The 12,123-nt window shown below is 67.8% G+C and carries 9 protein-coding genes; 5 read left to right on the forward strand and 4 right to left on the reverse strand.

Annotated elements, in window-relative coordinates; translation table 11 throughout:
• Positions 1-105 precede the first annotated feature (105 nt).
• The 5 genes from CBW50_RS06565 (at position 106) to CBW50_RS06585 (ending at position 6,913) form a co-directional block, all read left to right on the forward strand.
• On the forward strand, positions 106-2,427 hold the full coding sequence (locus CBW50_RS06565) for a hypothetical protein (RefSeq protein WP_086144874.1): 2,322 nt from the start codon (positions 106-108) through the stop codon (positions 2,425-2,427).
• A 19-nt stretch (positions 2,428-2,446) separates the two neighbouring features.
• Complete coding sequence (locus CBW50_RS06570) at positions 2,447-4,771, forward strand: bifunctional serine/threonine-protein kinase/formylglycine-generating enzyme family protein (RefSeq protein ID WP_226935911.1); 2,325 nt, start codon at positions 2,447-2,449, stop codon at positions 4,769-4,771.
• Between the two features lie 62 nt (positions 4,772-4,833).
• Positions 4,834-5,553 (forward strand): SIMPL domain-containing protein, encoded by a 720-nt coding sequence (locus CBW50_RS06575; protein WP_253251907.1) that lies wholly within the window; start codon positions 4,834-4,836, stop codon positions 5,551-5,553.
• 77 nt (positions 5,554-5,630) lie between these two features.
• Positions 5,631-6,029 (forward strand): OsmC family protein, encoded by a 399-nt coding sequence (locus tag CBW50_RS06580; protein WP_086144790.1) that lies wholly within the window; start codon positions 5,631-5,633, stop codon positions 6,027-6,029.
• The gene (locus CBW50_RS06585) at positions 6,026-6,913 is read left to right on the forward strand and encodes a pirin family protein (protein ID WP_086144791.1); all 888 of its coding nucleotides are present in this window, start codon (positions 6,026-6,028) and stop codon (positions 6,911-6,913) included. Before CBW50_RS06580 ends, CBW50_RS06585 begins: the two co-directional genes overlap by 4 nt.
• Before the next feature lie 7 nt (positions 6,914-6,920).
• Here the strand turns inward: CBW50_RS06585 and CBW50_RS06590 are convergent, their stop codons facing one another.
• From CBW50_RS06590 to CBW50_RS06605, 4 genes are all read right to left on the reverse strand, one after another.
• A complete protein-coding gene (locus tag CBW50_RS06590) occupies positions 6,921-9,392 on the reverse strand; it encodes a TonB-dependent receptor (RefSeq protein ID WP_086144792.1) in 2,472 nt (823 codons plus the stop codon).
• Between the two features lie 115 nt (positions 9,393-9,507).
• Entirely contained in the window at positions 9,508-10,488 is a 981-nt protein-coding gene (locus CBW50_RS06595; protein ID WP_172404695.1) for a FecR domain-containing protein, read from the reverse strand.
• On the reverse strand, positions 10,488-11,006 hold the full coding sequence (locus CBW50_RS06600) for a sigma-70 family RNA polymerase sigma factor (protein WP_253251908.1): 519 nt from the start codon (positions 11,004-11,006) through the stop codon (positions 10,488-10,490). Before CBW50_RS06600 ends, CBW50_RS06595 begins: the two co-directional genes overlap by 1 nt.
• 109 nt (positions 11,007-11,115) lie before the next feature.
• A complete protein-coding gene (locus CBW50_RS06605) occupies positions 11,116-11,715 on the reverse strand; it encodes a metal-dependent hydrolase (protein ID WP_086144795.1) in 600 nt (199 codons plus the stop codon).
• Positions 11,716-12,123 lie beyond the last annotated feature (408 nt).

Consider the following 12,123-nt stretch of genomic DNA (forward strand, 5'->3'; position numbering starts at 1 on the left):
ATGGCATTATTTGAGACTGCGCGGCGTAGCGTGCGCCGCCGGCGCTCCTGCTAGAATCGCTACGGCAGCCAGCGCGCGCGCAATCATTCTCATCAGGAGTCACACATGTTCCAATTGTTTGGTTTTGGCGGCGCCCGCTGTCCCCGTTGCGAGCACAGGAACGGCGCCGCCGCCGGTTACTGCGCGCAGTGCGGCCTGTCGCTGGGCGCGCCCGACAGCGATGCGGTGCTGCACGCCAACCAGTGGCGCCTGGCCGACGAACAGCTGGCCCTGTTCTTTGGCGTGCGCGAGCTGTCGTCCCTGTTCGGCGCCGCCGCGCGCCGCCTGCAGGTGCCCGCCGAAACGCGCGCCTGGATCGTGCAGACGGACGCTTTCACCTTGATACCGGCTGGCGACTACGACAGCGCCGCCTTCTTTGCGCGCCTGCCGGCGCTGCTGCCGGCGCGCCCGGCCGAAGTGCTGATCGCGCGCGCCGGCGCCGTGAACCTCGATTTCGACCTGCCCGACCTGGCCAGCACGGAACTGCTGAACATCGCCGCCTCGCTGCGCGTGGACATCGCGCTGGGCCAGCCCGATGCGTTCGCGCGCCAGTTCATGCGCGCGCCGGGCGCCGTCACGCGCGCCCACCTGCACGCCTTGCTGCTGCCGTCCGTGCGCCAGATTGCGCTGGAATTCATCGGCAGCCGCGCGCTGCGCGAGATGGACGCGAATGCCGACCTGCGGCCCGAATTGAACGAACGCCTGCAATCGGCCCTGACGCAGCGCCTGGCGCCGTCCGGCCTGGCCGTGGCGCGCGTGGAAACGCTCAGCCTGCGCCACGACAAGCGCGCCGGCGACGGTTCCGCCGCTGCCAGCATCGGCACGCTGTGGCTGGGCGGCTTGCCGGCGCAGGAACTGGAGCAGCACAGCCTGGAGCGCATGAAACAGCTCGACCAGCTGTATGACGAGGAAGAATGGCAGCGCATCCGCCGCGAAGAGCTGGCGGCGCGCCATGCGCAGCGGCGCGCCGAGCTGCAGCAGGACGCGACGGTGGAAAAGGCCGAACTGGGCCACCAGGAGGCGGAACGCCTGCAGGCGCTGCGCGGACGCCAGATCGACCTGTACGGCCGCATCCTGGAAGCGAAATCGCGGCGCCAGGCGCTCGACCACGGCGCCGCGCTGGCGCTGGGCGAACTGGAACAGGAGCTGGCGCAGAAGGGCGCGCAGCGCGCCGATGAAGCGGCCAACTGGGAACACGTGCGCGCGCTGGCCGCCATCAAGATGCGCAGCGAGCTGGAATTGTCACAGCTGAGCGGGCGCGAGCAGATCCAGCTGGCGCAGCAGCGCTTCACGCACCAGGTGCATTTGCAGTCGATCGCGCAGCAGGTCGAGAGCGCGCTGCTGATCGACGACGAGGCGGGCCGCCGCGCCCAGCTGGCGCGCCTGCGCCAGGCGGAAGCGGACGCCGCCCGGCGCGAGGCGCAGCTGGAGGCGGAGCAGCACCAGGCCGCCTGGCAGGGCCTGATGCTGGCCAACGCGGCGCGCAAGCGCGAGGCCGAGCGGGTGCAGGAGTGGGAAGACCAGATGCAGCTGGCGCGCCAGCGCGAACTGCTGCGCGCCGAGGCGCACAAGGACGAGGCGGCCCAGGTGCAGGCGGCGGAAATCGCGGAAAAGGTGGCGGCGCTGCGCCGCGGCGGCGCGCGCGAAGAGGCCGTCGCGCAGCAGGAAAAGCTGCTGCGCACCATCGAGGCGGACGGCGTGCACGCGCGCCAGCTGCAGCAGCAAGCGCAGCTGGCGCAGTTCGACGCGCTGGCCATCGAGGAACAGCGCCAGCAGCTGCGCCAGCTGGAACAGGAAGCGCAATGGCAGCGCGACCTGCTGGCCATGGCACAGCAGCGCGACACCGATTACGCGCGCTGGAAGGGCGAATACGAAGCCCTGCTGGCGCAGCAGGCGCACGCGGCCGAACTGGCGCGCATCGACATCGACCGCATCGAGAAAATCGGCACCCTGAGCGACACGGGCAAGCTGGCCATGGCCGCCGGGCAGAATGCGGCCGCGCTGGCGCAAGTGCTGAAGGTGCAGCTGCAGGCGGGCATGAGCGCCGAGCAGCTCCACGCGCTGGCGGCGCTGGCGGCGGCCGAGAACAGCGTCGCGCCGCTGGACGCGCTGCGCATGGCGCAGGACAGCGTGGCGCAGGAACGCAGCTACCTGGAAGGCCAGGCGGAGCGCGAACGGCGCCAGCAGCTCGACCTGATCAACTTGCAAAATGCGGCGCATGCGCACGGCCTGTCGGCGCAGGCGCAGCTGGGCGCGGCCGTGGCGCAGGCGCTGCAGCCAGGCGCCGCTGCTGCGGCTCCGGCGCGCTGCAAGAACGGCCATGCGCAGCGCGCCGGCCATCCGGAAGATAAATTCTGCGCCGCCTGCGGCGTCGCCTTGCAGCCTTGACGGAAGCGTTTCACCCCAGATGATGCAAAAAGCACGAGAAAAACTGCGGGAACTGCGCGCCCTCCACGACGACGGGCTGCTCAGCGAGCAGGAATTTGAAAGCCGCAAGAACGCCATCCTCGACGCCGAATACGCGCCGCCTGGCGCCACGCCCGCGCCGCTGCCCGTGCGCCAGGGCACGGAGCTGGGCTTCATGACGGGCCAGGAAATCGGCCCGCAAAACCGTCGCTACCGGCTCGAACGGCTGATCGGCACGGGCGGCATGGGACAGGTGTGGCAAGCCACCGACCTGGCCACGCACGCGGAGCTGGGCAGCAGCGAAATGGTGGCGCTGAAGATCCTGCCGCCGCAGCTGACGCAGAGCGCCACGCACGCCAAGCTGCTGATCGAGGAAGCGACGCAGGCGCGCAAGCTGGCGCATGAAAACATCGTGCGCGTCTATGAGTGGGCGCAGGACCCGGCCACGGCCAGTTATTTCATCATCATGGAATGCCTGGACGGCGAAGACCTCGAACATTACCTGGGGCGCCAGGGCGCGCTGTCCCTGCCGACCGTGCAGGAACTGCTGCAGCCGGTCGCCGACGCGCTGTCGTATGCGTGGGAAAAGCACAAGCTGGTGCACCGCGACCTCAAGCCGGGCAATGTCTTCCTGACGGCGAAGGGCGACATCAAGCTGCTCGATTACGGCATCGCCACGCGCGTGCGCAATGCGGGCAGCAGCCTGGGACTGGAAACGCCGAACGCGGGCACGCAGGGCTACCGGGCGCCCGAAGCGGGCACGCACCAGCGCCAGCCCAGCCCGCGCCTCGACGTGTACGCGGTGGCGGTGATGATTTACCAGATGCTCGAAGGGCGCATGCCGTTCGACGACGCGCGCAGCGCCAGCGACCTGCCCTCGAAGCCGCAGGCGCTGAATGCGCCGCAGTGGCAGGTGTTGCAGAACGGTTTTTCGCTGACGGCGGAACTGCGGCCGCAATCCGTGCAAGCCTTGCTGGAAAGCCTGGAACGCGCCGCCGGCCCATCGCCGGAAGAACTGGCCGAACTGGCGCGCCAGGAACAATCGCGTCTGGCGCAGCAGCAAAAGCAGGCGGCGCTGGCGGCCGGGCAGGCGCGCGAGGAAGAACTCAGGCAGGCCCGCATACGGCAGGAGGAACTGGACCAGCGCCGCAAGGCGGAAATCCAGGCGGCGGCATTGGAAAAACAGCGCCAGGACAAGCTGCGCCGCGAGCGGGAAGCACAGCGCCATTTCGAAGCGGAAGAGGCGCGCAAGCTGCGCAAGGAGGCGCTGCGGGGCCAGCTGCGCGCGCGCCGCGAAGCCGATGCGGCGATGGCGCTGCAGGAGCACCAGGAACTGCAGCGCAAGGCCATCGTCGCCAAGGCGGAGGCGGCCTACCGCGCCGAGCAGGAGCGCGCGCGCCGCGAAGAGGCCAGCCGCGCCGCGGCGCAGCAGTTGCAGCAGCAGGCGCCGGCCGCCGTGGCAGCGGCCGAGACGGCGCCGCCGCCCGGCCATGCGGAACCGGTGGCCAATGCCGAAGGCGTGCTGCGCGACGATTTTCTCGATGGTTCGGGCCAGGGCCCGGAACTGGTGCTCATTCCCAGCGGCCGTTTCCAGATGGGCGCGCACGAGACGGAGCACAAGGCCGCCATCCAGGCCGGTTCGCAGCAAACCTGGCTCGACCGCGAAACGCCGCAGCACTGGGTGGGCATCGAGCGGCCGTTCGCGCTGGCGCGCCACCCCGTCAGCGTGGGCGAATGGCGCGCCTTCGTCAAGGCGACCGGATGGGCGGGCGGCTCGGAAACGGACTGGGACAATCCCGGTTTCGTGCAAACCGACCTGCACCCGGTGGTGGGCGTGAGCTGGAATGACGCGCAGCTTTACCTGGCGTGGATGAGCGAGCGCACGGGCCGGCAATATCGCCTGCCCAGCGAGGCGGAGTGGGAATACGCGTGCCGCGCCGGCACGCGCACGGCCTTCAACGTGGGCGACACGATCAGCACCGAGCAGGCCAACTACGACGGCCTGTACGTGTACAACGGCGGCCCGCGCGGTGTGTACCGGGGCGGCACCACGCCGCTGGGCACCTTCGCGCCGAATTCCTGGGGCCTGTTCGACATGCATGGCAATGTGTGGGAATGGGTGCAGGACGTCGTGCATGACAACTACGAAGGCGCCCCTGTCGACGGCAGCGCGTGGGAAGAGGGCAGCGACAGCAGCCGGCGCATCCTGCGCGGCGGCTCCTGGCTGTACCACCCGCGCTACTTGCGCTCGGCCTTGCGCAACGGTTTTTCCACCGTGCTGTCGAACGACATCGTAGGATTCCGGGTAGCGCGCACGCTCGATTAATTTGTTGTTAAATGTGTCATATTGGCGGATACTTCATGCACCCCAACCGTGCTGGAGTCTCCGTGTTCAAACGCCGCCTGCTGTCCATCGTGTTCGTCTGCCTGCCCGTCTCCGCCCTGGCCGGCGATTTGCCCTCCTATCCCTTCATCCACGCGACGGGGACAGCGTTCAGCTTTGTCATGCCGGACCTGGGCGAGATCGATTTCGACGTCAGCGCCTTCGATCCCGCGCCGGACGTGGCCACGGCGCTGGTGCAGGCGCGCATCACGGAAATCAAGGCGCTGCTGGTGGAGCAGGGCTTGCCCGAGGCGGCGGCCGGCATCGAGGTACGCGACGTGCGCAAGGAAATCCGCAAGGGCGCAGAACAGGATCCGGCCAACCCGCAGTACACGCTCAAGGCCAGCGTGCATATCAACGTGGCTGACCTGTCGAAGTGGCCGGCCGTCATGCGTCCGCTGCTGGCCATGCCGAATATCGACGCGTTTGCCGTTACCTTCGGCGCCACGCAGCGCATCCGCCTGGAAGAAGAACTGATGGGCGAGGCCGTCAAGGATGCGCAGCGCAAGGCCGACGCCATGGCGCGCGGCTTCGGCAAGCGCGCGGGCGCCGTGGCCGGCATTTCCTCGGACCAGCTGAAAAACCTGGGCAATGCGGTGGGCCTGGTGCCGTCCGACCGCTACCAGCGCGCCAACAGCCGCCAGCGGCAAAATCCCGACGACATGCTGACAGTGACCAGCCTCAAGATGGGACAGACGGTCGACGCCGTGTTCCGCATCAAGTAGCCAGGTGCCGGGGGGCGGGCTGCGCAAAGCGGGCAAACGGTGTAAATTGTGGCTTTCCAAACGCACCAAGGAACGCCATGCCCATCAAAGCCATCCGCGACCAGTCGCAACCCATGCGCCACATCGTGCACGTGCGCGATCACATCATTTCCGCCGATGCCTCGGTGGACGAAGGAGGCGGCGATTCCGGCCCGTCGCCGCACGACCTGTATGACGCGGCCCTGTCGGCCTGCAAGGCGCTCACCGTCGTCTGGTACGCCAGACACAAGGGCATCCCGCTGGAACACGTGGAAGTATCGACCGAGCGCGATGCCAGCGAAGAGCGCAAGGGCGTGTACCGCCTGGCCGCCACCCTGCACCTGACGGGCGAGCTGACGGATGCGCAGCGCCAGGAATTGCTGGCTGCGGCCGGCAAATGCCCGCTGCACAAGCTGATGACGGCGGTGACCACCGAAGTGACGACGGTGCTGGCATGAGCGCGGCCATCCTGAAAAGCCACGAAAAGGACCTCGGCGGCGGCTTTGTCGTGCGGCGCCTGCTGCCTTCCGCGGCCAAGCAGGCCGTCGGCCCCTTCATCTTTTTCGACCATTTCGGCCCCATCGACGTGGCGCCCGACGCCAACCATGACGTGCGTCCCCATCCGCATATCGGCCTGGCCACCGTCACCTATCTGTTCGAGGGCGCGATCGACCACCGCGACAGCATCGGTTCCTGCCAGCGCATCGAGCCGGGCGCCATCAACTGGATGACGGCCGGGCGCGGCATCGTGCATTCCGAGCGCACGCCGCACGACCTGGCCGGCCAGCCGCACCGCACGCACGGCTTGCAGCTGTGGGCCGCGCTGCCAAAGGCGCACGAAGAGGACGCGCCGAGTTTCACGCACACGCCGCAGGCTGACATTCCCGTCGTGACGCTCGACGGCGCCGTCGTGAAAGTCCTGATTGGCACGGCGTTCGGCCAGACCTCGCCCGTGCGCAGCTACATGCAGACGGTGTACCTGGACGTGGCGCTGCAGGCGGGGCGCGAGTTGCGGCTGGAGGGCTTGCCGCCGGAAGCGGCCATCTATCCGGTCAGCGGAGAGGTATCGGTCGATGGCGTGCTGCTCGCGCCGCACACCATGGCCTTGCTGGAGGAGGGGACGGTGCCCGTGGTGACGGCAGGCGGCGGCCCGGCGCAGTTCGTCGTCATCGGCGGCGAGCCGCTGGACGGCCACCGCTACCTGTTCTGGAACTTCGTCTCGTCGAGCAAGGAGCGCCTGGCGCAGGCGGCCGACGACTGGAGCGCCCAGCGCATGGGGCAGGTGCCGGGCGAGACGGAATTCATCCCGCTGCCGAAGGCGCCCCTGCGCCCGGCGACCTGAGTCCCGCTTAGAAGCGCGCGCGCAAGGTCAGTTGCGCCTTGCGCGGCTCGCCGTAGAAATTGCCCCATGCGGGCGCACCCACGGTCTGGTAATAGCGCTTGTCGAGCAAATTCGTCACGGACAGTGAGGCCGTCCAGTTGCGGTCGATCTGCCAGGCGGCGCGCGCGCTCCACAAGGCATACGCGCCCTGCGCCACGGTCACGTCGCGCGTGATGCGCGAGCTCTCCGTCTGGAAGTTCACGCCGCCGCCCACGCTCCACTTCTGCAAGGCGCCGGGCAGGCGGTAGTCGCTCCACGCGCGAAGCATGTGGCGCGGCGAGTAGGTGCTGGCGAACATCACGCCCGCGTTCGACGTCTGCTCCAGGTATTTGAAATTGTTCAGCGTGTAGCCGGCGAACAGCTGCCAGCCCGGCGCCACTTCGCCGCTGATTTCCGCATCGAGGCCTACACTGCGCACCTTGCCCGTCGAGAAATAGCACTCCGTGCCGCTGGAGCAGGCATTGGCCAGGTCGAGTTCCGCGCGGTTGCGCTGCTCGATGCGGAACAGCGCCAGCGAGGTGTTCACCTTGCCGTCGAACAGTTCACCTTTCACTCCTGCTTCCAGGTTGCGCCCCTTGAGCGGATCGAGCAGGGCGCCATCGGCCGTGCGCTGGTTCTGCGGCTGGAAGATGTCGGAGACGCTGGCGTAGCCGGACCAGCGCCTGTCGAATGCGTAAATGATGCCGCCATACGGCGTGACGACGCCGGTTTCGCGGTACGGGTCGATATACACCTCGCCCGTGTCGCGGTACACGCTGCTCCATTTGTAGTTCGACACGCGCGCGCCCGCCACCACGGTGAGCGGATCGCTGACGCTGAAACGGGCCACGCCGTAGGCGCCTGTCTGCGTCATTTTTGTGACGCTGGGGTCGCCCCGGTAGCTGTGTTCGCGGAACCAGGCGTCGCTCGGTTCGGCCACGCCGTGATTCGGCTGCAGCGGATTGTTTGCTTGCTGCAGCAGCGCCAGATTGAAATCGCTGTCGCTTTCCAGCCGGTTCGTGCTGATGCCGGCGCTGAAACCGTGGCGGCGGCCGAAGGCGTTGAATTTGCCGTCGAGCGACAGGTCGATGCCCTTGTTGGTGCTGCCGTAGTCAAATACGCCGCCGTACATCATCATGCCGGCCATGTTGGCGGGATTGATCGCGCCCTGGCTGAACATGTATTTCACGTCATGCCGCTCGCGCGTGTAGTTGGCGCTGGCTTTCAGCGACCAGTCGGCGTCGAAGCGGTGCTCGAATTCGGCGAAGACGGCCGTCTGGCGGCTGTTCCAGCGGTTCCAGTCGGCGCCCAGGAAGGTCTCGCGGGGCAGTTTCGGGTCGCTGCCATCGAGGTAGCGCGGCATGCCGGAGAAAAACGGCGTCGATTTCAGTTTTTCATGGCTGGCGCCAGTCGTCAGCCTGCTGCCCGGCGCCAGGTCGAATTCCAGCACGCCGTACAGCACGTCGGTGCGGCTGTCGGCCACGTCATAGAAATAATCGCGCTGCTCAATCGCGGCCACGGCGCGGCCGCGGATGCTGCCCGATTCGCTCAAGGGGCCGGTGACATCGACTTCGCCGCGCACGTCGTTCCAGCGGCCCGCGCCGAGCGCCAGCTGCACCTGCTTTTCCGCCAGCGGACGCTTGCGCACCATGTTGATGGCGGCGCCCGGCGAGCCCGTGCCCTGCAGCAGACCCGTGGCGCCGCGCACGATCTCCACGCGGTCCAGCACGGCCGTGTTGCTGGTGAAGCTGTTCGCCTGCGGATAGTACATGGCGCGGTTGACGCCATCGAACTGGTAGGTGTCGACCATGAAGCCGCGCGAATACACATAGCGCCCGCCCATGGGACTGTCGTACATGGTGATGCCGGTGGCATTGGCCAGCACGGCGTCGATGGTGTTGAGGTTCTGGTCATCCATTTTCTGGCGCGTGACGACGCTGACCGATTGCGGAATTTCGCGCAGGGTTTGCACGCCCTTGCCGACGGTGACGGCGCGCGCCGCATACGAGTTGCTGTGTTCACTGACGGGGTCGCGCTGCATGCTGGCGTTCACGACCACGGGGGCCATGGTCTTTTCCACGCCGGCCGCCGTTGCCGAAGGGGCGGCCGCCTGGCGCAGCACGTAGGCGCCGTTCGGCAGCTGCACCGCTTCCAGGCCGCTGCCGGCCAGCACCTGGGCAAAGCCCTGGCTTACGTTGAAGCTGCCGCGCACGCCGGGCGAGCGCTGGCCGCGCGTCTGCGCGGGGTCGGTCGACAGGCTGACGCCGGCGGCCACGGCGAAGTCGTTCAGGGCGGTGGCCAGCGGGCCGGCCACGATGGCGTAGCTTTGTGGCGCGGCGGCCTGGCCTTGCGCCAGCGCGGGCGCGGCGACAAAGGCGGCGGGCGCGGCGCACGCCATGGCGACGACGGCCAGGCGGATGGCGCGCGCGGCGGGATGGAGGACGGGGGTGGTCAGCTGCATGCTCGGTCTTTCTGCTAAAAGGGATAGGAAAATGGCGTATGAATCGGCTACTTACCTGTCTAGCCGAAGCAGCGCGCCGAAACACCAACCCCTGAGGCAAAAAAACTGAAGATAATTATGTTGGCCGGGCCGACACCGTGGCCCAGTAGCGCGTGAAGTAGGTCACTTGCAGCCCGTGCGAGGCGCACAGGCTTTCCAGCACGGCGTCGATATCGTCGAGGCGGTAGGTGCCCGTGACGGGGCGTTGCGCCACCCTGGCGTCGCAGGCGAGCCGTCCGCGCCGGTAGCGCGCCAGCTCCCGTACCAGTTGTTGCAGGGGCCAGTCGGCGGCCACCAGCATGCCGCGCAGCCAGCTGTCCTGGTGGGCCGGCATGGCCAGGACGGCTTCAAATCCGGCCTCCGTGAAGCGCAGCTGGCGGCCCGCTTCCAGGCGGCGCACGGCGTCCGGGCGCGCAGTGCAGCGCACTTCCACCGCCTGCTCGAAGACGCTGGCGACGCTGCCGCTGTCATCGCAGCGCACGCCGAAACGCGTGCCCAGCGCGCGAATCACGCCGTGCGGCGTGTCGACGAGGAAGGGGCGCGGATCGGGCGCCGTCGTGATCATGATTTCGCCATGGTGCAGGCGGATGCGGCGCTGCGTGGCGCTGTAAGCGACATCCAGGGCGCTATCCGTATTGACTTCCAGGCCCCCGCCATCGGCCAGCGCCACATGGCGGCGCTGGCCCGGCGCCGTGCGCAAGGACGCCGTCAACGCTTGCCATGGGCCCGATTGCATGCCCGCCTGGCCCAGTGCGATGCCGCCGCCGGCCGCCACCAGCACGGCCAGTATCCTCGCTGTCGCGCGGCGGCGCTGCTGCGCCGCCTGCAGGGCGGGAAGCGCCAGCGCCGGCGGTATCGCGCCCAACTGGCCGTCCATGCGCTGCAGCAGGTCCCAGGCCCGTTCATGCTCGGCGCTGGCCTCGCGCCAGGCCTGCACGGCGGCGGCATCGGCGCTGCCGCTCTTGATTTCCACGTGCCAGTGGGCGGCGGCGGCCAGGACCTTGCGGGGGATTGGGGCTGGCGGCGGGGCTGGCTGCGGGGCGGAAGGGGAAAACATCAGGCGGCCGCCAGCATCAGGCATTCCGTGTAGGCGCGCACCAGGTGCTTCTTGACGGTGGGCAGGGAGACGCCCAGGCGCCGGCTGATGTCCGCATAGCTCAGTTCTTCGATCTGCGCCAGCAGGAAGATGGTCCGCGTACGCGCACCCAGGCTGTCGAGCAGGCGGTCGACGGCCAGCAGGGTTTCGATGATGATGGCGTGCGTTTCGGCGCAGGCCGCTGTCGGCTCGGCTTGCTGGGCCAGCGCCTCCAGGTAGGCGTGCTCCAGCGCCTGGCGCCGGTAGCGGTCGATCAGCAAGCCACGCGCGATGGTGGCCAGGTAGCCGCGCGGCTCGCGCAGGGACGCCAGCGGTGTCACCTCGCGCTTGCCCAGCAGGCGCAAGAACGTATCGTGCGCCAGGTCGGCCGCCTCGGCGCGGTTGCCCAGCTTGCCGCGCAGCCAGCCATACAGCCAGCCGTGGTGCTCGCGGTACAGGGTAGTCAGGGGGATGGCTTGGACGGGACTGACGGTGCTCACTGCGTACTCCGGGCAAGGGAAGAGCTGGGCTGACGGAACGCGGGGCGCCGGCTGGCTGGGCTGTTTGAGAATGATACTCATTATCACATTGCCGTGCGGGCGGCGTCAATTACTGTCCGTCTCCCAGGCGCCAGCGCTCCTGCCACTGTTGCAGATCCGCCCAGGCTTGGCCCAGGGCGGCGGCGCACCAGTGCAGCAGGCCGTCAAACGCCAGCACGGTGCGCCGCAGGTGGATGCCGTCGAAAAACACGTGGTCGGCCACGACGGTGGCGGCCAGCCAGGCGGCGATGATGACGATGATGTCGTGGCGGCCGCTTTTCCACCAGCGCAGCGAGTGGCGGCGGAAGATCCACGGCACGCCCAGCGGATTGGGCCAGTCGGCCAGCAGATGCATGATGCCGCCGGCGGCAAAGCCGAACAAAGGCGGCGCCCAGAAGTGATGCGGCAATTGCAGATACGTGTAGACGAGCAGGGCGATCCAGGCCAGGCCCCAGTGGGTCCATGTGCGGTGCGTGATCCACAGCCGGTGCGTGCGCGCCCACCAGGCCACTTCCAGCCAGTCCGGCGCCGTGCCGCCCAGCGCGCCCATGACAAAGGCGAGCATGCTCAGCACTTGGTAAGGGCCGCCGGCGCCAGCGTGCGCGACGAGGGCCGCGGCGATCACGCCGGCGGCCCAGCCAGTCGCATGATGCGCTTTGTTGGAAGCCATAGGAAATGTAAAACGCCGCGCGGGCGCTTTGTGAAGTACGGGAAATATTAACTGGATGAATATACAGTACGCAGGGGCGCCAATGGGGGCTATTTGCGCAATATCTGCTATTAAAGTGTTAAATTGTGTGTCGGAATGGACGTGATGGCGGACTCGGCGCCTGATGCCGGCCGGTCAAGTATGTTGTGCGGCTGATAATGTATTTGGCGCGCGGCGCGCTATGCTGAAAGCAGTCTTACGTTTTAAGGGGTGTCGCCATGAAAATCCCGCGCGAATTGCAGATTCCCGCCATCGTGTTTACGCTGGAAGCGGTGTTCATTCTGGGCCTGTCGATGATTTTTCTCGTACTGATACCACGCTAGTGCGTTGTGGATAACAGCGGACTTACAACACTGAACAAAACCGTAG

It is taken from the genome of Janthinobacterium sp. GW458P, assembly GCF_002127585.1.
Classification (GTDB): Bacteria; Pseudomonadota; Gammaproteobacteria; order Burkholderiales; family Burkholderiaceae_D; genus Janthinobacterium.